20 protein-coding genes are annotated in these 24,014 nt (G+C 67.7%); 12 read left to right on the plus strand and 8 right to left on the minus strand.

The features are described 5' to 3' along the window. The first annotated feature begins 4 nt into the window (after positions 1-4). The 3 genes from lspA (at position 5) to dnaE (ending at position 5,159) form a co-directional block, all read left to right on the plus strand. The gene (gene lspA, locus ASL10_RS05140) at positions 5-676 is read left to right on the plus strand and encodes a signal peptidase II (protein ID WP_082460209.1); all 672 of its coding nucleotides are present in this window, start codon (positions 5-7) and stop codon (positions 674-676) included. Further along, entirely contained in the window at positions 673-1,596 is a 924-nt protein-coding gene (locus tag ASL10_RS05145) for an RluA family pseudouridine synthase (RefSeq protein WP_056045046.1), read from the plus strand. The genes lspA and ASL10_RS05145 overlap by 4 nt, the downstream gene beginning before the upstream one ends. A 98-nt stretch (positions 1,597-1,694) precedes the next feature. Then, positions 1,695-5,159, plus strand: a complete 3,465-nt coding sequence (dnaE, locus tag ASL10_RS05150) for a DNA polymerase III subunit alpha (protein WP_056047386.1) — start codon at positions 1,695-1,697, stop codon at positions 5,157-5,159. A 65-nt stretch (positions 5,160-5,224) separates the two neighbouring features. Here dnaE and ASL10_RS05155 read toward each other — a convergent pair whose 3' ends face one another. Then, positions 5,225-5,743, minus strand: a complete 519-nt coding sequence (locus ASL10_RS05155; RefSeq protein ID WP_056045048.1) for a flavin reductase family protein — start codon at positions 5,741-5,743, stop codon at positions 5,225-5,227. 33 nt (positions 5,744-5,776) lie between these two features. On the opposite strand from ASL10_RS05155, the gene hisD reads away from it, so the two are divergent. From hisD to ASL10_RS05170, 3 genes are all read left to right on the plus strand, one after another. Next, complete coding sequence (gene hisD, locus ASL10_RS05160; protein ID WP_056045050.1) at positions 5,777-7,087, plus strand: histidinol dehydrogenase; 1,311 nt, start codon at positions 5,777-5,779, stop codon at positions 7,085-7,087. Between the two features lie 83 nt (positions 7,088-7,170). Beyond that, positions 7,171-7,653, plus strand: a complete 483-nt coding sequence (gene nrdR / locus ASL10_RS05165; protein ID WP_054146163.1) for a transcriptional regulator NrdR — start codon at positions 7,171-7,173, stop codon at positions 7,651-7,653. Further along, the gene (locus ASL10_RS05170) at positions 7,650-8,702 is read left to right on the plus strand and encodes a quinone-dependent dihydroorotate dehydrogenase (RefSeq protein WP_255350781.1); all 1,053 of its coding nucleotides are present in this window, start codon (positions 7,650-7,652) and stop codon (positions 8,700-8,702) included. The genes nrdR and ASL10_RS05170 overlap by 4 nt, the downstream gene beginning before the upstream one ends. 87 nt (positions 8,703-8,789) lie before the next feature. Here ASL10_RS05170 and ASL10_RS05175 read toward each other — a convergent pair whose 3' ends face one another. Then, the gene (locus tag ASL10_RS05175; RefSeq protein WP_056045052.1) at positions 8,790-9,368 is read right to left on the minus strand and encodes a DUF3043 domain-containing protein; all 579 of its coding nucleotides are present in this window, start codon (positions 9,366-9,368) and stop codon (positions 8,790-8,792) included. Between the two features lie 41 nt (positions 9,369-9,409). Between ASL10_RS05175 and ASL10_RS05180 the strand changes: the two genes are divergently transcribed. The 5 genes from ASL10_RS05180 to ASL10_RS05200 all read left to right on the plus strand — a co-directional run bounded on the left by ASL10_RS05180 (position 9,410) and on the right by ASL10_RS05200 (position 14,640). Further along, positions 9,410-10,825: a dipeptidase gene (locus ASL10_RS05180; RefSeq protein ID WP_056045053.1), complete on the plus strand. Its 1,416-nt coding sequence runs from the start codon at positions 9,410-9,412 to the stop codon at positions 10,823-10,825. A 133-nt stretch (positions 10,826-10,958) separates the two neighbouring features. Further along, positions 10,959-11,321, plus strand: a complete 363-nt coding sequence (gene erpA / locus ASL10_RS05185; RefSeq protein ID WP_043594936.1) for an iron-sulfur cluster insertion protein ErpA — start codon at positions 10,959-10,961, stop codon at positions 11,319-11,321. 282 nt (positions 11,322-11,603) lie between these two features. Further along, positions 11,604-12,461, plus strand: a complete 858-nt coding sequence (gene coxB, locus ASL10_RS05190; protein ID WP_082460210.1) for a cytochrome c oxidase subunit II — start codon at positions 11,604-11,606, stop codon at positions 12,459-12,461. An 11-nt stretch (positions 12,462-12,472) separates the two neighbouring features. After that, positions 12,473-14,218, plus strand: a complete 1,746-nt coding sequence (gene ctaD / locus ASL10_RS05195; protein WP_082460211.1) for a cytochrome c oxidase subunit I — start codon at positions 12,473-12,475, stop codon at positions 14,216-14,218. Between the two features lie 5 nt (positions 14,219-14,223). Continuing rightward, positions 14,224-14,640, plus strand: coding sequence for a cytochrome c oxidase subunit 4 (locus ASL10_RS05200; RefSeq protein ID WP_054146161.1), 417 nt, complete (start codon positions 14,224-14,226; stop codon positions 14,638-14,640). Positions 14,641-16,101: 1,461 nt separating this feature from the next. Here ASL10_RS05200 and ASL10_RS05205 read toward each other — a convergent pair. The 4 genes from ASL10_RS05205 to ASL10_RS05220 are packed head-to-tail and all read right to left on the minus strand — an operon-like array spanning position 16,102 to position 20,346. Beyond that, positions 16,102-17,712, minus strand: a complete 1,611-nt coding sequence (locus ASL10_RS05205) for a cytochrome bc complex cytochrome b subunit (protein ID WP_043595069.1) — start codon at positions 17,710-17,712, stop codon at positions 16,102-16,104. Positions 17,713-17,759: 47 nt separating this feature from the next. Continuing rightward, positions 17,760-18,827 (minus strand): ubiquinol-cytochrome c reductase iron-sulfur subunit, encoded by a 1,068-nt coding sequence (locus ASL10_RS05210; protein WP_043594939.1) that lies wholly within the window; start codon positions 18,825-18,827, stop codon positions 17,760-17,762. A gap of 37 nt (positions 18,828-18,864) precedes the next feature. Beyond that, positions 18,865-19,680, minus strand: coding sequence for a c-type cytochrome (locus ASL10_RS05215; RefSeq protein ID WP_056045057.1), 816 nt, complete (start codon positions 19,678-19,680; stop codon positions 18,865-18,867). Between the two features lie 21 nt (positions 19,681-19,701). Beyond that, entirely contained in the window at positions 19,702-20,346 is a 645-nt protein-coding gene (locus ASL10_RS05220; protein WP_082460212.1) for a heme-copper oxidase subunit III, read from the minus strand. Positions 20,347-20,452: 106 nt separating this feature from the next. On the opposite strand from ASL10_RS05220, the gene trpD reads away from it, so the two are divergent. Continuing rightward, positions 20,453-21,508, plus strand: a complete 1,056-nt coding sequence (gene trpD / locus ASL10_RS05225; protein ID WP_056045059.1) for an anthranilate phosphoribosyltransferase — start codon at positions 20,453-20,455, stop codon at positions 21,506-21,508. Positions 21,509-21,587: 79 nt separating this feature from the next. On the opposite strand, the gene glpK is transcribed toward trpD, so the two are convergent. Next, on the minus strand, positions 21,588-23,108 hold the full coding sequence (gene glpK / locus ASL10_RS05230; RefSeq protein WP_056045060.1) for a glycerol kinase GlpK: 1,521 nt from the start codon (positions 23,106-23,108) through the stop codon (positions 21,588-21,590). Positions 23,109-23,265: 157 nt separating this feature from the next. Next, positions 23,266-24,003: an MIP/aquaporin family protein gene (locus ASL10_RS05235; RefSeq protein WP_082460213.1), complete on the minus strand. Its 738-nt coding sequence runs from the start codon at positions 24,001-24,003 to the stop codon at positions 23,266-23,268. Positions 24,004-24,014: the final 11 nt, after the last annotated feature.

Raw genomic sequence — 24,014 nt, forward strand, 5'->3', positions numbered from 1 at the left:
GGACTTGTCGAGCGACAAGCCCGCCACGAAGGCCAGCGTCCGCGTTCTCGCGACGCTGGCCTTCGTCGCTGTCGTGGCCTACGGCCTCGACCAGGGCACCAAACTGCTGGTCACCCGGACTCTCGTCGAAGGAGGTTCCGTCGACGTCGTCGGCGAGTTCTTCCAGTTGCACTTCGTCAAGAACCCCGGTGCCGCCTTCTCGTTCGCGAGCGGGTCGACGTGGATCTTCTCGATCGCCGCCGCCGGCGTCGCCGTCGCGATCCTGGTCGTGGCCCGACGCATCAGATCGCTGGCCTGGTCGATCATGCTGGGCATGCTGCTCGGCGGCACCCTCGGCAACCTGACGGACCGCCTGCTCCGAGAGCCGTCGTTCGGCCAGGGGCACGTGGTCGACTTCATCTACTTCCCCTCCCTGCTGCCGGCCATCTTCAACGTCGCCGACGTCTTCATCGTGTCCAGCATGGGATTGCTCCTCCTGCTCACGCTGCTGGGCATCGGGCTCGACGGCACGCGCACGCCGAGCACAGGCAAGTCGGCTCGACCGGCGGGCGACGGTCGCGACGGCGACCCTCAGGTGGCCGGCTCCACGGCCGTCAGCGACCCGGGCACGTCCGGTGACGAGCCCAGCGGTCCCGTCGACACGACGCCTCCTGCCGATCACCGGAGCGCCTCGTGAGCGAGACCCGCGCCCTCCCGGTCCCCGACGGGCTCGCCGGCGAACGTGTCGACGCCGCCCTGGCCAAGCTTCTCGGCTTCAGCCGGACCTTCGCGGCCGAGGTCGCCGCCTCGGGCGGGGTGACGGTCGACGGGCGCACGGTCGGCAAATCGGACCGGCTCGAGGCCGGTGCGTGGCTCGACGTCACATGGTCACCGCGTGAGGCACCGGCCGTGGTCGCCGTCGAGGTGCCCGGCATGGCGGTCGTCCACGACGACGACGAGATCGTGGTCGTCGACAAGCCGGTCGGAGTCGCAGCACACCCGTCGGTGGGCTGGACGGGACCGACGGTGCTCGGCGGACTCGCCGCCGCGGGCTTCACCGTGTCGACCTCGGGGGCGTCCGAGCGTGCCGGCATCGTGCACCGCCTCGACGTCGGAACGAGCGGCCTCATGGTCGTCGCCAAGACCGAGCGGGCCTACACCCTGCTCAAACAGGCCTTTCGCGAACGCACCGTCGAGAAGATCTACAACGCGGTCGTCCAGGGCCACCCCGACCCGTTGACCGGGACGATCGACGCACCCATCGGGCGGCATCCGTCGTCCGACTGGAAGTTCGCCGTGGTCGTCGACGGCAAGCCGTCGGTCACCCACTACGAGACCGTCGAGGCGTTCCCGTCGGCGTCGCTGCTCGAGATCCACCTCGAGACGGGTCGGACCCACCAGATCCGCGTCCACATGGCCGCCCAGCGACATCCGTGCGTCGGTGACGCGACCTACGGAGCCGACCCGACGCTGTCGGCGACCCTCGGTCTCACGCGGCAGTGGCTGCACGCCGTGCAGCTCGGATTCCGGCACCCCGGCACGGGTGAGCCGGTGGTCTACCGCTCGACCTACCCCACCGACCTCCAGCAAGCCCTCGACGTCCTCCGTCACGGTTAGGCTGTTCCCCTAGTCGCCAGATCCACCACCAGACGAGGAGCCCCGTGGCCTCGAGCAAAGACTCATTCGTCCATCTGCACGTGCACAGCGAGTACTCGATGCTCGACGGCGCCGCCCGGGTCAAACCGTTGGTCACCGAGGCCGCGGCACAGGGCATGCCCGCGGTGGCGGTCACCGACCACGGCAACGTGTTCGGCGCGTACGACTTCTGGAAGACGGCGACCGAGGCGGGCGTCAAACCCATCATCGGCACCGAGGCCTACATCACGCCGGGCACGCACCGGGGCGACAAGACTCGCGTGCGCTGGGGCGACGGTGGACGAGACGACGTGTCGGGCTCTGGTGCCTACACGCACATGACGCTGTTGTCCGAGAACACCACGGGCATGCACAACCTGTTCCGGCTCTCGTCCCGGGCCTCCCTCGAGGGCTACTACTTCAAGCCGCGCATGGACCGCGAGCTGCTCTCGCAGTACTCCGAGGGCCTCATCGCGACGACCGGCTGCCCGAGCGGCGAGGTCCAGACCCGCCTGCGGCTCGGCCAGTACGACGAAGCGCTCAAGGCGGCCTCCGACTTCCGCGACATCTTCGGCCGTGAGAACTACTTCGCCGAGATCATGGACCACGGGCTCGGCATCGAGCGGCAGATCATGGGCGACCTGTTGCGCCTGGCGAAAGACCTCGACCTGCCCCTCGTCGCGACGAACGACCTCCACTACACGCACGAGCACGACGCGACCAGCCACGCGGCTCTCCTCTGCGTCCAGTCCGGCTCGACGCTGAACGACCCCAACCGGTTCAAGTTCGACGCCGACGAGTTCTACCTCAAGTCCGCCCAGCAGATGCGGCATCTCTTCCGCGACCACCCCGAGGCCTGCGACAACACGCTCCTCATCGCCGAGCGCTGCGACGTGCAGTTCAACACCTCGGCCAACTACATGCCGCGTTACCCGGTGCCCGAGGGCGAGACCGAAGAGACCTGGTTCATCAAAGAGGTCGAGAAGGGGCTCGTGTACCGCTATCCCGCGGGCATCCCGGACGACGTGCGCAAGCAGGCCGAATACGAGATCGGCGTCATCACCGGCATGGGCTTCCCCGGCTACTTCCTCGTGGTCGCCGACTTCATCAACTGGTCCAAGGAGAACGGCATCCGGGTCGGTCCGGGCCGTGGTTCGGGGGCCGGCTCGATGGCCGCCTACGCCATGCGCATCACCGATCTCGATCCTCTGCGCCACGGTCTGATCTTCGAGCGGTTCCTCAACCCCGATCGCGTGTCCATGCCCGACTTCGACGTCGACTTCGACGACCGTCGTCGCGGCGAGGTGATCCAGTACGTCACCGAGAAGTACGGAGACGAACGCGTCGCCCAGATCGTCACGTACGGCACCATCAAGGCCAAGCAGGCCTTGAAAGACAGTTCACGGGTGCTCGGGTTCCCCTTCGGCATGGGTGAGAAGCTCACCAAGGCCATGCCCCCCGCCGTGATGGGCAAGGACATCCCGCTCACCGGCATCTTCGACAAGCAGCACGAGCGCTACAAAGAGGCCGGCGACATCAGGACGGTCGTCGAGTCCGACCCCGAGGCCAAGACCGTCTTCGACACGGCGTTGGGGCTCGAGGGCCTGAAACGTCAGTGGGGCGTGCACGCCGCAGGCGTCATCATGTCCAGCGATCCGCTCATCGACATCATCCCGATCATGAAGCGCGAGCAGGACGGGCAGATCGTCACGCAGTTCGACTATCCGGCCTGCGAGTCGCTGGGCCTGATCAAGATGGACTTTCTGGGGCTGCGCAACCTCACGATCATCAACGACGCCCTCGACAACATCAAGACGAACCGCGGTTTCGACCTCGTGCTCGAAGACCTCGAGCTCGACGACCGGGGGGCCTACGAGTTGCTGGGTCGCGGCGACACGCTCGGGGTGTTCCAACTCGACGGCGGGCCCATGCGCGGGCTCCTCCGGCTGATGAAGCCCGACAACTTCGAAGACATCTCGGCCGTCATCGCGCTGTACCGCCCGGGGCCCATGGGCGCGAACTCGCACACGAACTACGCGCTCCGCAAGAACGGCGCGCAAGACATCACCCCGATCCACCCCGAGCTCGAAGAGCCGCTCAAAGAGATCCTGTCGACCAGCTACGGCCTGATCATCTACCAAGAGCAGGTCATGGCCATCGCGCAGAAGGTCGCCGGCTTCTCGCTCGGTCAGGCCGACATCCTCCGGCGGGCCATGGGCAAGAAGAAGAAGTCCGAGCTCGACAAGCAGTACGCCGGGTTCGAGCAGGGCATGTTCGACAACGGCTTCTCGCCCGATGCCGTCAAGATGCTCTGGGACATCCTGCTGCCCTTCTCGGACTACGCCTTCAACAAGGCGCACTCCGCGGCGTACGGCGTCGTCTCGTACTGGACGGCCTACCTCAAGGCCCACTACCCGGCCGAGTACATGGCCGCCCTGCTCACCAGCACGGGGGACTCCCGCGACAAGCTGGGTCTCTACCTCAACGAGTGTCGCCGCATGGGCATCAAGGTGCTGCCACCCGACGTCAACGAATCCATCGGCTTCTTCGCGGCCGTCGGCGACGACATCCGCTTCGGCATGGGTGCCGTGCGCAACGTCGGCTTCAACGTCGTCGACCATGTCATCGCCGCGCGCAAGAAAGAGGGGGCGTTCACCTCGTTCCACGACTTCCTGCGCAAGGTGCCGCTCCCCGTGGCGAACAAGCGCACCGTCGAGTCGCTCGTCAAGGCCGGCGCATTCGACTCCCTGGGGTCGACGCGGCGTGCCCTCGTCGAGATCCACGAGTCCGCCGTCGAGGCGGCGGTCAGCGAGAAGAGGGCCGAGGCGAACGGTCAGGTCGGCTTCGACTTCGACTCCCTGTGGGACGAGCCGCAGGACGTCCAGCACGTGCCCGAACGTCCTGAGTGGTCCAAGCGCGACAAGCTGGCCTTCGAGCGCGACATGCTGGGCCTCTACGTCTCGGACCACCCGCTCGCGGGCCTCGAGCTCCCCTTGGCCAAGCATGCCCAGACGACGGTCACCGACATCCTGGCGAGCGACCCCGCGACCATCGACGGCGAGACGGTCACGATCGCGGGGCTCATCACCAGCGTGCAGCACCGGGTCGCACGCAACTCGGGCAACCCCTACGGAATCATCACCGTCGAGGACTTCGGGGGCGAGATCTCAGCCATGTTCCTCGGCAAGACCTACCAAGAATTCGGGCCGTCGCTCGTCGGGGACTCGATCATCGTCCTGAAGGGTCGGGTCAGCGTCCGCGACGACGGCATGAACATGCACGCCGCGAGCATGTTCATGCCCGACCTCGGTGTCGGCGTGAACCACGGGCCGCTGCTCCTGCAGATGCCCGAGCACCGGGCGACGCACGACACGGTCACCGAGCTGGCAGCGGTGCTCGGGCGTCACGCCGGCGGCACCGAAGTCCGTCTCCGACTCGTCAAGGGCGAAGCCGCACGGGTCTTCGAGATCCCCATGCCGGTCGACGTCACGGCCGACCTGTTCGGCGAACTGAAGAGCCTGCTGGGCCCCGGCTGCCTCGTCTGAGGTGGCCGGTGCTCCGTCGGGTCCTGGTGCCCCGACCGGTTCCGGCGCCCGGCACCCGTTCGGCGTCAGTCCTCGAGATGGACCGGTCTCAGGTACCGACGGTCGTGGTACAGCAGGGCGTCGTCGTCCTCGCCGACCCCGCCGGTTCCGATGCGCACGACCACGACGGCGTTGCCGTGGACGGGCACCCGCTCGACGATCGTCCCGGTCATCCACGCGGTCACGCCCGTGAGCAGAGGTACCCCGTTCGGACCGTCGGTCCAGTGGTCGCCCGCGAAGCGTTCGGCGGCGGGTCCCGCCATGCGGCGGGCGAGGTCGCGGTTGCGCAGGCCGAGCAGGTGCACGATGACCTGGTCCGTCTCCGAGACGGCGGGCCACGAGCTCGCCGTCCTGGCCATGTTGAACGTCGCGAGGGGCGGCACGGCGGCCAGCGACGCCAGCGACGTCGCCGTGAACCCGACCGGTGTGCCCTCGCCGTCACGCGCCGTGACGATGGCCACGCCCGCGGCGTGTCGTCGGAAGGCCTCCTTGAACACCTCGAGAGAGTCGTCGGGCCGCGGAGCAGCCGCGTTGTCGTCCGTCATGCTCCCGACCCTACTGACTAGGCTGGACGAGCCATGATCCAGACCACAGATCTGCGCGGTCTCGCGCCGACCCACGCCCAGCTGCTCGACCTCGTCCCCCGGTCCCACGCCGACGTGGGCGCCGCGACGGACGCCGCCCGGCGACTCGTCGACGACGTCCGCGAGCGGGGCGCGGCCGCACTGCGGGACCAGGCCGCGCGCTTCGACGGTGTCCGTCCCGATGCCCTGCGCGTCACGACGCAGACCATCGACGAGGCCGTCGCGGCCCTCGACCCGCTGGTCAAGGAGGCGCTGGTCGAGTCGATCGCGCGCGTCACCCAGGCCAGCCGCGCCCAGGTCCCGGCACCGACCACGACCCGCCCGGCGGCGGGGGCCACCATCGAGCAGCGGTGGCAGCCCGTCACGCGGGCCGGCGTGTACGTCCCCGGCGGCAAGGCCGTGTACCCCTCCAGCGTGGTGATGAACGTCGTTCCGGCTCAGGTCGCGGGGGTGTCGTCGATCGCCCTCGTCTCTCCGGCGCAGCGCGAACACGGCGGGGGAGTCCACCCCGTCATCCTCGGGGCCGCCGGCCTGCTCGGCATCGACGAGGTCTACGCGATCGGGGGTGCCGGAGCGATCGGCGCGCTCGCCTACGGTGTGCCCGAGCTCGAGCTCGAGCCGGTCCAGGTCATCACCGGTCCCGGCAACAACTTCGTCGCCGCGGCGAAGCAACTCGTGCGCGGTCGTGTCGGCATCGATTCGGTGGCCGGTGCGACCGAGATCCTCGTCATCGCGGACGACTCGGCGGACGCCACGTTGGTCGCCGTCGACCTCATCAGCCAGGCCGAGCACGACGAGGAGGCCTCGGCCGTCCTCGTGACGGACTCCGCGCCCTTCGCCGAGGCCGTCGTCGCCGAACTGACCAGGCTCGTGCCCCGCACCCTCAGCGCCGCCCGGGTCCGGACGGCCCTCTCCGGTCGGCAGTCGGCGGTGGTCCTCGTCGACGACCTCCGGCAGGCTGCTGCCTTCAGCAACGCCTACGGCCCCGAGCACCTCGAGGTCCAGACCCGTGACGACGACGCGGTCCTGGCCGACATCACCGATGCCGGAGCGATCTTCGTGGGGCCCGACACGCCCGTCAGCCTGGGTGACTACCTCGCCGGGTCGAACCACGTCCTGCCCACCAGCGGTCAGTCGCGCTTCTCGTCGGGGCTCGGGGCGTTCACGTTCCTCCGACCACAGCAGATCGTCCGGTACGACGCCGAGGCCCTCGGTGCCGTGGCCGAGCGGCTCGTGGCGTTGTCGAACGCCGAGCTGTTGCCCGCCCACGGCGAGGCCGTCGCGGCTCGGTTGTCGCGCCCCTGAGCCGGGCGGGGCCTTCGCGATCCGGTGCTCGGGTGGCCCTGGCGTCCGACGTCGAGCCCGCCGTCCGATAATCTGGCCCCACCATGTTCTGCCCCTTCTGCCGCCACCCCGACTCACGAGTCGTCGACTCCCGGACCAGCGACGACGGCACGTCGATCCGACGTCGGAGGCAATGCCCCAACTGCGGTCGTCGGTTCAGCACGACCGAGACCGCGAGCCTCAACGTCGTGAAGCGCAACGGCGTCCTCGAACCGTTCAGCCGCGACAAGATCATCTCGGGTGTCCGCAAGGCCTGCCAAGGGCGCCCGGTGACGGATGGCGATCTCGCCGTGCTGGCACAGAAGGTCGAAGAGGCCGTCCGGGCGAGCGGTGCGTCGCAGATCGAGGCGAACGACATCGGTCTGGCCATCCTCCCTCCGCTCCGCGACCTCGACGAGGTGGCCTACCTCCGGTTCGCGAGCGTCTACCAGGCCTTCGACTCGCTCGAGGACTTCGAGGCCTCGATCGGACAGCTGCGCGAAGAGCACGCGTCCCGGCCGCTCTCCACCCGATCGGTCGACGAGTGAGGACCCCGTACCGCGTCCTCTTCGACGTCGTCTTCGCGAAGATGGACCCCGAGGACGCCCACCACCTCGCCTTCCGGGTCATCAAGGCGATCCCCAAGCTGGGCCTCGCCGGCCTCGTCGGGCGCTTCACGGCCCCGGCCCCGTCCCTGGCGGTCGACGCGCTCGGACTCCACTTCCCCTCGCCGTTCGGTGTCGCAGCCGGTTTCGACAAGGACGCCAAGGGCATCGCCGGCCTCGGCGCTCTCGGGTTCGGGCACGTCGAGGTGGGGACGGTGACCGCTCGACCGCAGCCCGGCAACGAACGACCTCGTCTCTTCCGACTCGTTCCGGACCTCGCGGTCGTGAACCGCATGGGGTTCAACAACTCCGGGGCCCACGCGGCGGCCCTCGAACTCAGCCGGGCTCGGTCGGCTCCGTCACGGCCCGTGATCGGCGTCAACATCGGGAAGAGCCGCGTCGTCGACGTCGACGACGCGATCGACGACTACCTGGCCAGCACGCGCCTCCTGGCTCCTCTGGCGGACTACCTCGCCGTGAACGTCAGCTCGCCGAACACCCCGGGGCTCCGCGGGTTGCAAGAGCTCGAGAGGCTCGCTCCACTCCTCGAGGCCGTGCGCGACGCCGCCGGGCACACTCCGGTGTTGGTCAAGATCGCTCCCGACCTCGACGACGACGGCGTTCGTCGGATCGGTGCCCTCGTCACCGAGCTCGGCCTCGCGGGCGTCATCGCGACCAACACGACGGTGTCCAGGGAAGGCCTCGCCACCGAGGGGGCGGTCGTCGAGGCCGCCGGAGCCGGCGGTCTGTCGGGTGCCCCGCTCGCCGTCCGGTCGTTGGAGGTCCTCAAGCTGGTCCGTGAGTCCGTCCCGAGCAGCATGTGCGTCATCTCGGTCGGTGGGGTCTCGAGCGCCGCCGACGTCGACGCGAGGCTCCGGGCCGGGGCCACGCTCGTGCAGGGTTACACGGCGTTCCTCTACCGAGGGCCCCTCTGGGCCCGACAGGTCAACCGGGGGCTCGTCGCCCTGGATCGGCGTCGACGCGCCACCTGACGAAGCACGCGGTCGGCGAGGTCGAGAACGCGAAACGGCGCCACCCACCGGGGGCGACGCCTTTCGTCGTACGGGGAGCCGCGTCGGCTACGCGGTCGGGTACTCGCCCCGCTTGACCTGCGGCTTCGGCAGGCGCATGGGCTTGAGCTGCATCGCCCGCATCGCCGCGTACCAGCGGTTGCCCTTCCGGACGTTCTCCGCGCCGTACTTGGCAGCCAGCTTGCGGTTGACGCTCCGGCCGACGATCAGGCAGTCGACGACGGCGAGGGCGAAGAATCCCCACAGCACGAGCAGGGTGATCGACTGGATGGCCGCAGACTGCACGAGCGTCATCGCGATGACGACGACCATGATGGGGATCATGGCCTCGCCGACGCTGTAGCGGGCGTCGACGTGGTCGCGGATGAAGCGGCGCTGCGGCCCCTTGTCGCGGTCGGGCAAGAAGCGCTCCTCGCCGTTCGCCAAGCCGACGCGGGCGCGGTCACGCTGTTCGGCGAGACGGGCACGCTGGGCCTTCTGGGCTTCTTTGCCCGAGGCCACCAGGGGCCTCTGGTTGGCGGCTTCGCGCTCGCGTCGCGTGGGCGTCGGGCGACCCTTGCCGACCGCGGTCGACTCGGGCTCGGCGACGGTGGTCGTCTCGGTCGTCTTGCTGTCTGGCTTGGCCACGGGAGATCCTCAGGGTTGTCCGAGTTCCTAAGATTACCTGCATGAGCGACTCGCAGCATCCCGTCCGACCGACCGATCCCCGTACTGTCAGCGAACTCGCGGAGGCCGTGCACGCGGGTCTGCCCGCGACGATCGCCGACCTGGGTGCCCTCGTGCGCATCCCTTCCGTCTCGTGGGACGCCTTCGACCCCGAGCACGTGAGACGTAGTGCCGAGGCCGTGGCCGCCCTGGTCGAGGGGACGGGCCTCTTCGACGAGGTGACCGTGAGCCGGGCGCCGATCGGCGAGGGCGGCCCCCTCGGCCAGCCCGCCGTGCTCGCCCGACGCCCGGCCCGCGAGGGCAAGCCGACCGTCCTCCTGTACGCCCACCACGACGTGCAGCCGCAGGGCGACGACGCCGACTGGGACACCCCTCCGTTCGAACCGACCGTGAAGGGCGACCGGCTGTACGGGCGTGGGGCGTCCGACGACAAGGCCGGCGTGATGACGCACGTCGCGGCGCTGCGCGCGGTGCACGAGGTGCTCGGAGACGACCTCGGTGTCGGCGTCTCGTTGTTCATCGAGGGCGAGGAGGAGTTCGGTTCCCGCTCCTTCGCCGACTTCCTCGTGCAGCACGAAGACGAGCTCCGTGCCGACGTCATCGTCGTGGCCGACTCCGACAACTGGAGCACCACCGTCCCCGCCATCACCGTGGGCCTGCGCGGCAACGTGACCTTCCGCCTGACCGTCCGCACCTTGGCCCACGCCTCCCACTCGGGCATGCTCGGCGGCGCCGTCCCCGACGCCATGCTGGCCATGGTCAAGCTCCTCGCGACCCTGCACGACGACGACGGCAGCGTCGCCGTCGCCGGGCTGACGAGCCGCGAGGCCGACCACCCGGAGCAGAGCGAGCAGCAGCTGCGCGACGAGAGCGGCCTGCTCGAGGGGGTGACCCCCATCGGTCGGGGACCGATCCTGAGCCGGGTGTGGTCGCAACCGTCGATCACCGTGACGGGCATCGACGCCCCGTCGGTCGCCAACGCGTCGAACACCCTGAGTCCCGAGGTGTCCGTCCGCATCAGCGCCCGCATCGCTCCCGGGCAGACCGCCGAGGACGCCTACGCCGCTCTCGACGCGCACCTGCACGCGCACGCACCGTTCGGCGCCCACGTCCAGATCGACGACGTCGACCGGGGTGACCCCTTCCTGGTGGACACCACGGGCACGGCGATCGCCGACGCGACCGTCGCGATGACCGAGGGGTGGGGCGAGGCCCCGGTCCAGACGGGCATCGGCGGGTCGATCCCGTTCATCGCCGACCTCGTGCGCACGTTCCCCGAAGCCCAGATCCTCGTGACCGGCGTCGAGGACCCCGACACCCGAGCGCACAGCCCGAACGAGTCCCAGCACCTCGGAGTCCTCCACCGGGCCGTCCTCAGCGAGGCGATCCTGCTGGCGCGCCTCGACGCGAGGGGCTGACCGGCACGACCCGCGCCTCCTCGGCACCGTTGTCGAGCGGGGGAGGCGCGGGTCCGGAACAAAACCGGCCCACGGCTGCTTACACTGGTCGACGACGAGTGCCCCGCACTCGACCCGGCCCGAAGGAGGCACCATGACCGACATCGCAACCGCTCCCGTCGACGCGAAGGCGCACGGCGTGACGATCACGTCCACCGCCGCGGACAAGGTGAAGAGCCTGCTCACGCAAGAGGGTCGGGACGACCTTCGCCTCCGCGTGGCGGTCCAGCCCGGCGGCTGCTCGGGACTCATCTACCAGCTGTACTTCGACGAGCGCATGCTCGACGGCGACGCGACCGTCGACTTCGACGGCGTCGAGGTCATCGTCGACAAGATGAGCGTCCCTTACCTCGACGGTGCGGCCATCGACTTCGAGGACACCATCCAGAAGCAGGGGTTCACCATCGACAACCCCAACGCGCAGGGCAGCTGCGCCTGCGGCGACAGCTTCCACTGATCGTCGAGGGGCGGCTCCGGTCGTCGAAGGACGACTCCGGGCCGTCCGTCGCGGTTGAGCCGGCGTCACCGAGGGGACCATCCGACAGGGTGGTCCCCTCGGTCGTACCACGACGGTTCTCGCTCGACGTCGAGAGGCTTCCGGCGCGTGCCGTGCGTTGGGGAGGCGAACCTGCGAGTAAGCTAGGCAGGTCCCCGTCAACACTGGGAACACCCCCACTGTCGTGTCATCCGAGAGGTAACAGTGCGTTCTAACCGCCGTCTTCGTTGGGCTGCCGCCCCCATGGCAGTCGTCCTGGCTCTCGTGCTAGCGGGGTGCACCACCGACCAGCTCCAGGGGTGGCTGCCCACCACCGCGGGCACGACCAACCACGTGGACCGTGTGATCGGACTCTGGGTCACCTCGTGGATCGTCCTGCTGATCGTCGGCGTGATCGTGTGGGGCCTGATCATCTGGGTCTGCGTCGCTTACCGGCGTCGCAAGGGCCAGACCGGCCTCCCGGTCCAGCTTCGCTACAACATGCCGATCGAGATCTTCTACACCGTCGTCCCCCTGATCCTCGTGCTGGGCTTCTTCGCCTTCACGGCCCGCGACCAGGCTGCCATCGAGGCACCCACCGCGAGCCCCGACGTCAAGATCGACGTCTACGCCAAGCGCTGGGCGTGGGACTTCAACTACATCGACCAGCAGAACGAAGACGAGAGCGTCTACTACCAGGGCATCCAGGCGCAAGAACTGGGTGACGGCACGATCGACGAGAGCCAGCTCCCCGAGCTCTACCTCCCTGTCGGCAAGACGGTGCAGATCGACCTCAAGTCCCGCGACGTGGCTCACTCCTTCTGGATCATCGACTTCCTCTACAAGAAGGACACGATCCCCGGCAAGACCAACTCGATGTACTTCACGCCCGAGAAAGAGGGCACGTTCAGCGGCAAGTGCGCCGAGCTGTGCGGCGAATACCACTCGTTGATGCTGTTCAACGTCAAGGTCGTGTCCCAGTCCGAGTACGACCAGTACATCCAGTCGCTCGATGCCGAGGGAAACACCGGCCTGCTGGGCGACCAGTACAACACCAACACCAACCAGCCCGGCACCGAGGCTCCCGCCAACGCCGCCGGCACCGAAGACTCCGAGAAGTAAGGCACGGTTCGATGAGCTCAGCCACCGCCACCCGTCCCACCACCGGCGGGACCTCGTCCGGTCAGAACTTCGGCGCCACGAAGGTCGGCCGCAAGGGCAACGTCGTCGTCAACTGGATCACGTCGACCGACCACAAGACGATCGGGTACATGTACCTGATAACGTCTTTCCTCTTCTTCTGCCTCGGTGGGGTGATGGCGCTCATCATCCGCGCCCAGCTCTTCGCACCGGGCCTCGAGATCGTGGCCACGAAAGAGCAGTACAACCAGCTCTTCACCATGCACGGCACGATCATGTTGCTCATGTTCGCGACCCCGCTCTTCTCGGGATTCGCCAACGTGCTCATGCCGCTGCAGATCGGTGCACCGGACGTCGCCTTCCCCCGCCTGAACGGCTTCGCGTTCTGGCTCTACTCGTTCGGCTCGATCATCGCCGTCGCCGGCTTCCTCACCCCGCAGGGTGCCGCATCGTTCGGCTGGTTCGCCTACGCACCGCTGAGTGACACGACGTTCTCTCCAGGGCTCGGCGGCAACCTGTGGGTGTTCGGTCTCGGCCTCACCGGCTTCAGCACGATCCTCGGTTCGGTGAACTTCATCACAACCATCGTCTCGATGCGCGCTCCGGGCATGACCATGTGGCGCATGCCGATCTTCACCTGGAACACCCTGATCACCTCCATCCTGGTGATCATGGCGTTCCCCGTGCTGGCGGCCGCACTCTTCGGCCTCGGGTTCGACCGCGTCTTCGACGCGCAGGTCTTCAACCCCGCGAACGGTGGCGCCATCCTCTGGCAGCACCTGTTCTGGTTCTTCGGTCACCCGGAGGTCTACATCATCGCCCTGCCGTTCTTCGGCATCGTGTCCGAGGTGTTCCCGGTCTTCAGCCGCAAGCCGATCTTCGGGTACAAGACGCTCGTCTACGCCACCATCTCGATCGCCGCCCTGTCCGTCACCGTGTGGGCCCACCACATGTACGTGACCGGCTCGGTCCTGCTGCCCTTCTTCTCGCTGATGACCATGCTCATCGCGGTGCCCACCGGCGTGAAGATCTTCAACTGGATCGGCACCATGTGGCGCGGTTCGGTGACGTTTGAGACGCCCATGCTCTGGGCCATCGGATTCCTCATCACGTTCACCTTCGGTGGTCTCACCGGCGTCATCCTGGCCTCGCCCCCGCTCGACTTCCACGTGTCCGACACGTACTTCGTCGTGGCTCACTTCCACTACGTGGTCTTCGGTACCGTCGTCTTCGCGATGTTCTCCGGGTTCTACTTCTGGTGGCCGAAGTGGACCGGCAAGATGCTCAACGAGCGTCTCGGCAAGATCCACTTCTGGATGCTGTTCGTCGGTTTCCACACCACGTTCCTCGTGCAGCACTGGCTCGGCGTGATGGGCATGCCCCGTCGCTACGCCACCTACCAGCCGGAAGACCACTTCACGTGGATGAACCAGCTCTCGACCATCGGCGCCATGTTGCTCGGTGTCTCGATCCTGCCGTTCCTCTACAACGTCTACATCACGGCTCGGCGTGCGCCCAAGGTCGAGGTCAACGATCCCTGGGGTTATTCTCGCTCGCTCGAGTGGGCCACCTCGTGCCCGCCGCCGCGACACAACTTCACGTCGATCCCGCGCATCCGTTCGGAGTCGCCGGCATTCGACCTCAACCACCCAGAGGCCGGACTGCCCGTCGGCATCGGGCCGGTGAAGGATGCACCTGACGCCCCCACGTACGACGCGTCCAGCGAGAAAGTGAAGTAGACCTGATGAAGACCAACGCGACGCTGTTCTGGATCCTCGCGATCTTCTTCTTCCTCATGTGTGCGGTTTACGTGCTCTGGAGCCTCCTCGACACCGGTCAGGTCGAATGGGCCGGTACGCTCGGCATCGGTCTGGCCGGCATGCTCGGAGCATTCCTGGCGTTCTACATGGGTCGCTCGCACGCGACCCAGGGAGGCGAGCTTCCCGAGGACCGTCTGGACGCCAACATCGACGACGGTGACCCCGAGATGGGCTTCTTCAGCCCCTGGTCGTGGTGGCCCATCATCTTGGCCGCCGGTTGCAGCCTGATCTTCCTGGCGCTGGCCGTCGGCATGTGGATCATCTACATCGGTGCGGCCCTGACGGCCGTTGCCTTGGTCGGCTGGGTCTACGAGTACTACCGCGGAAACTTCGCACACTGACATCACTGCTCCCTCGAGTGTGAAGGGCGTCGGTCTTCGGGCCGGCGCCCTTCGTCGTGTTCGCCACGGGTGTTGTGGCCAGAGGCGAGGAATGCAGATCTGAACTGATGAGTGGCCACTAGGCCTCTCGTTCCCACGTGCGGGACAGGCCGCCCTGGGCCGGCCCAGACGACCAGTTTGGTGATCGTGTGAGTCATGCGTCAGCCGCTGTCCGCTGTCCGCTGTCAGCTGGCCTCCGTCCGATGGCCGCCGCCCGCCGCCCGCTGGCCTCCGCCCGATGGCCGCCGCCGCCCACGAGCCGCTGCCGCTGCCTACGGGCCACGGGTTGCTGCCTTCGGCCACTGGCCGCTGGTCGGTGCCGAGCGCGGGTGGACAAGCGCCGGTAGCCGTAGCCTTCCCGTGGCAGTGCCTGGGCCTGGCCCGGGCCTCCGCCTGTGCTGTCGCTCTGGCTCCGCATGCGTCCGTCCCGGTGGCGACGGCACCGGCGGTACCGGATTCCTTGCTCCACACGGCTTCGTTGGGTTCGGTCGGAGGGCCGGGTTTTGGTCGTCACGGTGTCCACCGGGGTCGCGGTCGCTCCTGGTGCTGGTCGACGCGTGGTCCTGAGGCGCGGGGACGCGGCCAGGAGTGGGAGGTAGGCGCCATGGCCCTGAGGTCCGGACGACGTGAGTGAGGCTGGGGGAGTGCTGCCCGAACCACGGTTGCCGTTCTCGCCGAGCCGGGTGTGGCTCTGGATCTCGTAAGGCGACCGATGCATCGTCGGCTGTCCGGGCCAGGGAGAGCCGGCTCAGGGACGTTTACAGGCTTCCTCGCGGGTGCCGTCCTGATGGGGAACGTGGGCCTTGTCGCTGGGGACGACAGCGCCTGTGTGGTCGATCGTGACGATTTCATGCGGTCGTCAGCTGGGGTTGGTGAGCACGCCCCTCGAGGGAGCTGACATCGGTCCTCCGAGCCCGGAGCGAGTGGTGGGCGGAGCCAGAGTCATCCTGAGGGCTCGCGTGGAGTGGGCACAGGGAGCACACGAGGTCGAGAATCCGGGCGATGATCGCCACTGCCGACCGTGACATGCGCTCAACCGAGGGTGTGACGTCGTGGCTGAGAACCTGGCCGCAGGCCGCGGTGATGTACCGATCACCGTCGCCGGGATCACTGTGTCAACTCCGTGCAGGACTGGAGGAGTCATCATAGCCAGGTACCACGCAGCATCCTTCGGAGGAGGCCCGCTCGTGCGGTCGGCCGGGATGTCTCAGCCTCGACCGCTCTGAGGGAGAAGCAGTCGCGGCGTCTCGACACTCGATCCGATGACGTCCAGAGGTATTGTCGCCGGAGATCCCATCTCACCCAACGGTTGGACTCGTCGGCTGCGCGAGGGTGGGCCGACTGAACTGCCGTTCGCCACTCCAGGAACGCCGAAGGCCCGGCCGCACACGATGTGCGACCGGGCCCAAGGGCTACCGAAGGTCAGTGTCCTTCGTCGTGGTGCGATGCCTCGATCTCGGAACGCTTCACGGGGGCGATGCGGTCCTCGAAGAAGAACGACGACGCTGATGCTCGGGCCCGCTGCAGAGCCGTGATCTTGCCGTTGGCGTTCGGTCGGACCATGAGGGGCTCGTACTCGTTGAAGTCGAGCAGGCGCCAGCGCTCGTACTCGTCGAGCTGCTCGTGCACCTCGATGTACTCGCCACCCGGCAGGCGAACGATGCGTCCCGACTCGTAGCCGTGGAGAGCGATCTCACGGTCCTTCTTCTGAAGGGCGAGGCAGACCCGCTTCGTGACCCAGAAGGCGATGAACGGCCCGATGATCAGGGCTGCCTGGCACGCGTGGATGACGTAGTTCAATGACAGGTGGAAGTGCGTCGCCATGATGTCGGAGCTCGCCGCTGCCCACAGGCTGGCGTAGAACACGATGCCGGCGGCGCCGATCGCGGTGCGCGTCGGAGCGTTGCGAGGCCGGTCGAGGATGTGGTGCTCGCGCTTGTCGCCGGTCACCCAGGCCTCGAAGAACGGGTACAGCAGGACGACGACGATGAAGAGACCCAGGACCGTGATCGGCACGAGGATGTTCATCGAGACCGTGTAGCCGAAGGCGACGAACTCCCAGCCCGGAGGAACGAGACGAAGGGCACCGTCGGCGAAACCGATGTACCAGTCGGGTTGCGTACCTGCCGACACGGGGGAGGGGTCGTACGGGCCGTAGTTCCAGATGGGGTTGATCGTGAACAGCGAGGCGATCAACACGATGACACCGAAGACGATGAAGAAGAATCCACCGGCCTTCGCCGCGAACACGGGCATGACGGGCACGCCCACGACGTTCTGGTTCGTCTTGCCGGGGCCGGCGAACTGCGTGTGCTTGTTGATGATGAGCAACAGCAGGTGCACGCCCAGGAGGGCGATCAACAGTGCGGGCAGCAGCATGATGTGCAGCGAGTAGAACCGGCCGACCATGTCGGTACCCGGGAATTCTCCACCGAACACGAGGTACGAGATCCAGACGCCGATCACGGGGATGCCCTTGATCATGCCGTCGATGATGCGGGCACCGTTGCCGGAGAGGAGGTCGTCGGGAAGCGAGTATCCGGTGAAGCCCTCGGCCATCGCGAGGATCCAGAGCGTGAAGCCGACGACCCAGTTGATCTCGCGGGGCTTGCGGAACGCGCCGGTGAAGTAGACGCGCAGCATGTGCAGCATGATCGCGGCCACGAACAGCAGAGCGGCCCAGTGGTGGATCTGGCGGAACAGGAGGCCGCCACGGATGTCGAACGAGATGTCGAGCGTCGAGGCCATCGCCGCCGACATGTTGAGGCCCTTGAGCGGAACGTACGAACCGTTGTAGTTGACCTCAGCCATCGAGGGCTGGAAGAAGAACGTCAGGAACGTGCCCGAGAGCAGGATCACGACGAACGAGTAGAGAGCGACCTCGCCCAACATGAACGACCAGTGGTCGGGGAAGATCTTGCGACCCACCTCTTTGACCAGGCCGGACATGCTCGTGCGCTCGTCGATGTAGTTGGCCGTCGCGCCGAGGAATTTGTTCGTCTTCGTCGGTGCGAAGGCAGGAGCCTTGCCGATGTTCTCGGACGTGGCCGGTTCGGCACCGTGTGCCGGGGTGGTGGTGATCACTTTTCGCGCTCCCAGAAGCTCGGGCCCACAGGTTCGTGGAAGTCGCTCTGCGCGACGAGGTACCCGTCGGCGTCGACCGTGATGGGCAGCTGCGGCAGGGGGCGCTTGGCGGGCCCGAAGATGACTTCGCAGTTGTTCGTCACGTCGAACGTGGACTGGTGGCAGGGGCAGAGCAGGTGGTGTGTCTGCTGTTCGTAGAGGGCCACGGGGCACCCGACGTGCGTGCAGATCTTGGAGTAGGCGACGATTCCGTCGTACTGCCAGTCTTCGCGTCCCTCGGCCGGGTTGAGGTCTTCCGGCTTGAGGCGCATGAGAAGGACGGCCGCTTTGGCTTTCTCTTCGAGCAAGTGTTCTGATTCGTTGAGGTTCTCGGGGATGACGTGGAACACGGAACCGAGGGTGACGTCCGACGCCTTGATGCGGGTTCCGGAGGGGTCGGCGGCGAGGTGCATGCCTTCTTCCCACAGCGTGTGGCGGAGGACCGCGTTGGGGTCTTCCGCAGGTGCGAGGTCGCGGAACAGCACCACGGCGGGGAGGGGCGTCGCGACGAGAGCGCCGATGAGGCTGTTGCGGATGAGCGAACGACGACCGAAGCCGCTCTCGTGGTTGCCCAGTGCAAAGACCTCGACGGCCTTCTCACGCGTCGGCTCGGAGCCACGCGTGTCGTGGCGCATCTCGGTGATCTCTCGCGCCGGCATGAGCGTTTTGGACCAGTGCACCGCACCGATTCCGACGGACAACAGACCGAGGGCGATCCCGAGACCCAGGAACAGGTTGTTCAGGCGGACCGAGCCGGAGTCACCCGACGTGATCGGGAAGGCCACGTACGCGCCGATGGCCGCGATGCTGCCGACGATCGACAGGAAGAAGAACAGGCTGACCTGACGCTCCGCACGCTTCTCGACCTTGGGGTCGATGTCGGTGACGCGGTCGCGGTGGGGCGGTTCACCCGGGTTCTGGAACACGTCGGACGTGACGACCGCCGTGCCGGCCGAGACCTGTCGAGGCTCACGCTTCTCGACAGCCGAGCCCGCCGTGGGGGCCTCGTCGTCGTGCTCTGCCATTGATTCTGCCTTTCGTGAAGTACGGAGAGAACGCGGGTCAGTTCGACCGGGCGGTCAGCCAGATGGTGATCGCGACGATCGCACCGAGCCCGAAGATCCAGATGAAGAGACCTTCGGCGACGGGGCCGAGGCTCCCGAGCTCGAATCCACCCGGCGACGGGTTGTTCTCGACGTACTTGAGGTACGTGATGATGTCGGCCTTGTCTTGGGGCGACAGGTTGAGGTCGTTGAAGACCGGCATGTTCTGCGGGCCCGTCTGCATGGCCTCGTAGATGTGGTGGGCGGTGACGCCGTCGAGTGCGGGGGCGAACTTGCCCTGGGTGAGCGCGCCACCCGCACCGGCCACGTTGTGGCACATGGCGCAGTTGATGCGGAACAGCTCGGCGCCGTTGGTCGTGTCGCCGTCGGCCTGGAGCAGGGACTCGTCGGGGATGGCCGGACCCGGGGCGAGGGAGGCGACGTAGGCGGCCATGGCGGCGACCTGCTCGTCGGAGAACTGCGTGGGCTTCTGCTCGGCCTGAGGACCGTTCACGGCCATGGGCATGCGACCGGTGCCGACCTGGAAGTCGACCGAGGCCGCCCCGACGCCGATCAGGCTGGGACCGCTGTCGGTGCCGGCGGCGCTCAGACCGTGGCAGGTCGCACAGTTCGAGGCGAAGAGCTTCTGACCCTCGTCGATGCTCTGCTGCGACGTGGCGGTGGCGCTGCTCTCGTCTGCCGAGGCGGTCGAGGAGAAGAGCGCGTAGGCACCGCCCGTGGTGAGCAGACCGACGAGCAGGAGGGAGGCGGTGGCGACGGGGCCGCGACGGCCGGCCTTCTTGGTGCGTCGGGAGGACGAGGTTCTGGAGAACATGCTGTGCAGACGATCCAATGCCTATTTGAGGAGGTAGATGACGATGAAGAGGCCGATCCAGACGACGTCGACGAAGTGCCAGTAGTACGACACGACGATGGCCGTCGTGGCCTCTTTGTGCCCGAAGTTCTTGACTGCGTAGGCACGACCGATGGTGAGCAGGAAGGCGATGAGGCCACCGATGACGTGCGCGCCGTGGAAGCCGGTCGTCATGTAGAACGCCGAGCCGTAGGCGCTCGAGCTGAGGGTGACGTGCTCGGAGATCAGCGTCGCGTACTCGAACACCTGGCCGCAGACGAAGACCGCGCCCATGGCGTAGGTGAGGAAGAACCACTCGACCATGCCCCAGCGGCCGACCTGGAACAGGCGGCCGGTACGGTGCGGCTGCATGCGCTCGGCCGCGAACACGCCGAACTGGCAGGCGACCGAGGACAGCACCAGGGTGATGGTGTTGGTCAGCGCGAACGGCACGTTGTGCAGCGCCGTCTGGTCGGCCCACAGGCCCGGAGACGTCGAGCGGAGCGTGAAGTAGATCGCGAAGAGGCCGGCGAAGAACATGACCTCGCTGCCGAGCCACACGATGGTGCCCACGGCAACCGTGCTGGGTCGATTGACGACGGGGCCGCCAGAAGGTCTCGAGAGAGAGGTACTTGTCACGAGGTCCATTATGCCTGGTAAGTCGCTTTGGGTTTGCGCTCGAAACCCCGGGTCGGGAATTTCCCTTGACGCCGAGACATCGGAGCCGCCCGTGCTCCGCCGGTAGCCTGGGCGCATGACCTCCGAGCTCACCTGGCCCCTGATCATCGACGCGCTCCTCGTCGGTCGCGACCTCTCGATCAGCGAGGCGACGTGGTCGATGGAGCAGGTCATGACCGGCGATGTCACCCCGGCCCAGCTCGGGGCGTTCCTCGTGGCCCTGCGGGCCAAGGGGGAGACAGTGGACGAGATCGTGGGATTCCGCGACGCCGTCCTCGCCCACGCCGTGGCCCTGCCGGTCGACAGCATGGCCGTCGACATCGTCGGCACGGGCGGAGACCGTTTCGGGACGGTCAACGTCTCGACCATGGCCTCCGTCGTCGTGGCGGCCACCGGCGTGCCCGTCATCAAGCACGGCAACCGGGCGGCGAGTTCGTCGTCCGGTTCCTCGGACGTCCTGTCGGCCCTCGGCATCGACCTGACCATCGGCGCCGACCGTGTGGCCGAGGTCCTGCGCGAAGCCGGGCTGACCTTCGCCTTCGCGGCCGCCTTCCACCCGGGCTTCGGCAACGCCGCCGCCGTGCGGCGTGAGATCGGCGTCCCGACGGTCTTCAACTTCCTGGGGCCCCTCGTGAACCCGGCACGACCCGAGGCGAGTGCGGTCGGCGTCGCGTCGCTCGACAAGGTGCCGCTGATCGTGGGCGTGTTCCAGACCCGGGGCGCCACGGCGCTCGTGTTCCGCGGCGACGACGGCCTCGACGAGTTGACCACCACCGGTCACAGCCACATCTGGGAGGTCACCGGAGGCTCGGTGACCGAGCACGACCTCGACCCGCTCGAGTTGGGCATCCCGCGGGCGCGCATCTCCGACCTCGTCGGCGGCGACGCGGCGTACAACGCGGCCGTCGCCCGCGTGGTGCTGGCGGGGGAGCGCGGCCCCGTCCGCGACATCGTGCTGCTCAACGCGGCGGCCGGACTGGTCTCGTACGGGCTGGCCGCGGACCCGGGCCAGCGCGAACGGCCGCTCCTCGCCCGCTTCCGGGAGCAGCTGGACGTCGCGGCCCGCGCCGTCGACTCGGGGGCGGCGATCGCGAAACTGGACCAGTGGGTGGCGGCGACCCGCGCCTCCTGAGACGAACCGTGCCTCCTCGTCCTCGGGCGGGCGGACGACGAAGGGCCCGTCCGATCGGACGGGCCCTTCGCGCGGAGGATCAGTTGACGTCGTCGTCGACCCAGTCGAAGGTCTTCGTGACGGCCTTCTTCCAGAGACGCAGCGTGCGGTCACGCTCGTCGGCGTCGATGTTCGGCGTCCAGCGCTTGTCCTCCTGCCAGTTGGCACGGAGGTCGTCGAGCGTCTCCCAGAAGCCGACCGCGAGACCGGCCGCGTAGGCCGCTCCGAGCGCGGTGGTCTCGGCGACCACGGGACGGACGACCGGGACGTCGAGGATGTCGGCCTGGAACTGCATGAGCGCGTCGTTGGCGGTCATGCCACCGTCGACCTTGAGCTCGGTCAGGTCGACGCCGGAGTCGGCGTTGACCGCGTCGAGCACCTCGCGGGTCTGGAACGCGGTCGCCTCGAGGGCGGCGCGGGCGATGTGGCCCTTGTTGACGTAGCGGGTGAGGCCGACGAGGGCACCACGCGCGTCGGACCGCCAGTAGGGCGCGAACAGGCCCGAGAAGGCGGGCACGAAGTACACTCCGCCGTTGTCCTCGACGGTCTTGGCGAGCTCCTCGACCTCGGGGGCGGAGCCGATCATGCCCAGGTTGTCGCGCAGCCACTGGATCAGCGAACCCGTGACCGCGATGGACCCCTCGAGGGCGTAGTGGGGTGCGGCGTCGCCGAGCTTGTAACCGAGCGTCGTGAGCAACCCGTTCTTCGAGTGGACGATCTCTTCGCCCGTGTTGAAGATCAGGAAGTTGCCGGTACCGTACGTGTTCTTCGACTCGCCCTGGTCGAAGGCGGCCTGGCCGAAGGTGGCGGCCTGCTGGTCGCCGAGGATGCCGGCGATGGGCACCTCGCGCAGCAGGCTCGAGGCCTCGACCGTGCCGTAGACCTCGGACGAGCTCTTGATCTCGGGGAGCATCGACCTCGGCACGTCGAAGGCCTCGAGGATGTCGTCGCGCCACTCGAGTGTCTCGAGGTCCATGAAGAGGGTGCGCGAGGCGTTCGTCACGTCGGTGACGTGGACGCCGCCGTCGGTGCCGCCGGTGAGGTTCCAGAGGACCCAGGTGTCGGTCGTGCCGAAGAGCAGGTCGCCCGCCTCGGCCTTCTCGCGGGCGCCCTCGACGTTCTCGAGGATCCAGACGACCTTCGTGCCCGAGAAGTAGGTCGCGAGCGGCAGGCCGACGATCGGCTTGAAGCGCTCGACGCCACCGTCGGCGGCCAGGCGGTCGACGATGGACTGCGTGCGGGTGTCCTGCCAGACGATGGCGTTGTAGACGGCCTTGCCGGTGGTCTTGTCCCAGACCACGGCGGTCTCGCGCTGGTTGGTGATGCCGACGGCCTTGATGTTGTGGCGCGTGATGTCGGCCCGGGAGAGGGCCTGACCGATGACCTCGCGGGTGTTCTCCCAGATCTCGGCGGGGTCGTGCTCGACCCAGCCGGCACGGGGGAAGATCTGCTCGTGCTCTTTCTGGCCGGTGGCCACGATCGAGCCCGAGTGGTCGAAGATGATGGCGCGGGTGCTGGTCGTTCCCTGGTCGATGGCCAGGATGTAGTCGGTGTCGCTCACGGGTGGAACTCCTTCGTCGTTGATGGATGCGGCTCGCACGGAGGCCCGGGTCGGTCCAATGGAGCGGACGGGCCCGAGCCTCTGCGGGGAGCGGGTGGATCGATGGGCGTCGGACGGCGCGGGGGAGCCGGCCTCGGCCGATCAGCGGATCGCCGGGTCAGGCGGCCAGGGGGAGGAGCGGGAAGGACAGCAGTGCCGCGAGGGCGCCGCCGACGAGGGGGCCGACGACCGGCACCCAGGCGTAGGACCAGTCGCTGCCGCCCTTGCCCTTGATGGGCAGGAAGGCGTGGGCGATGCGCGGGCCGACGTCGCGGGCCGGGTTGATGGCGTAGCCCGTGGGACCACCGAGCGAGGCGCCGATGCCGACCACGAGGAGTGCGACGGCCAGGCCGCCGAGCGGGCCGAGGTTCGCGGCGTTCGGGGAGGCGCCGTTGGTGATGGCGATGATCGTGAAGACCAGCACGAAGGTGCCGATGATCTCGGTGACGAGGTTCCAGCCGTAGTTGCGGATGGCCGGGCCGGTCGAGAACACGCCGAGCTTGGTGGCCGGGTCGGGCTCCTCGTCGAAGTGCTGCTTGTAGGCCAGCCAGACGACGACCGCACCGATGATCGCACCGACCATCTGCGCCGCGACGTAGACGAGGAATGCGGCGAACGTGATGTTGCCGAGGATCAGCTGGGCGATGCTGACGGCCGGGTTGAGGTGCGCCCCGGACGAGTACGAGGCCAGGATGCCGACGAAGACCGCGAGGCCCCAGCCGAAGTTGACCATGAGCGTGCCGCCGTTGAAGCCCTTCGTCTTCGTGAGGGCGACGTTGGCGACGACTCCGCCACCGAGGGTGAGCAGCAATGCGGTGCCCACCGTTTCTGAAAGAAAAATCAATCCCAGGTTCACGTCGACCTTCC

Source organism: Frigoribacterium sp. Leaf8, from assembly GCF_001421165.1.
Lineage (GTDB): Bacteria > Actinomycetota > Actinomycetes > Actinomycetales > Microbacteriaceae > Frigoribacterium.

What these genes read in the sequence shown, in the direction of transcription:
- erpA (WP_043594936.1), top strand. Translation starts at nt 10,959, where the DNA reads ATGACCGACATCGCAACCGCTCCCGTCGACGCGAAGGCGCACGGCGTG.
- nrdR (WP_054146163.1), top strand. Translation starts at nt 7,171, where the DNA reads ATGTTCTGCCCCTTCTGCCGCCACCCCGACTCACGAGTCGTCGACTCC.
- ASL10_RS05220 (WP_082460212.1), bottom strand. Translation starts at nt 20,346, where the DNA reads ATGGACCTCGTGACAAGTACCTCTCTCTCGAGACCTTCTGGCGGCCCC.
- ASL10_RS05155 (WP_056045048.1), bottom strand. Translation starts at nt 5,743, where the DNA reads ATGACGGACGACAACGCGGCTGCTCCGCGGCCCGACGACTCTCTCGAG.
- dnaE (WP_056047386.1), top strand. Translation starts at nt 1,695, where the DNA reads ATGCTCGACGGCGCCGCCCGGGTCAAACCGTTGGTCACCGAGGCCGCG.
- ctaD (WP_082460211.1), top strand. Translation starts at nt 12,473, where the DNA reads ATGAGCTCAGCCACCGCCACCCGTCCCACCACCGGCGGGACCTCGTCC.
- ASL10_RS05180 (WP_056045053.1), top strand. Translation starts at nt 9,410, where the DNA reads ATGAGCGACTCGCAGCATCCCGTCCGACCGACCGATCCCCGTACTGTC.
- coxB (WP_082460210.1), top strand. Translation starts at nt 11,604, where the DNA reads ATGGCAGTCGTCCTGGCTCTCGTGCTAGCGGGGTGCACCACCGACCAG.
- ASL10_RS05210 (WP_043594939.1), bottom strand. Translation starts at nt 18,827, where the DNA reads ATGGCAGAGCACGACGACGAGGCCCCCACGGCGGGCTCGGCTGTCGAG.
- hisD (WP_056045050.1), top strand. Translation starts at nt 5,777, where the DNA reads ATGATCCAGACCACAGATCTGCGCGGTCTCGCGCCGACCCACGCCCAG.
- ASL10_RS05200 (WP_054146161.1), top strand. Translation starts at nt 14,224, where the DNA reads ATGAAGACCAACGCGACGCTGTTCTGGATCCTCGCGATCTTCTTCTTC.
- trpD (WP_056045059.1), top strand. Translation starts at nt 20,453, where the DNA reads ATGACCTCCGAGCTCACCTGGCCCCTGATCATCGACGCGCTCCTCGTC.
- ASL10_RS05215 (WP_056045057.1), bottom strand. Translation starts at nt 19,680, where the DNA reads ATGTTCTCCAGAACCTCGTCCTCCCGACGCACCAAGAAGGCCGGCCGT.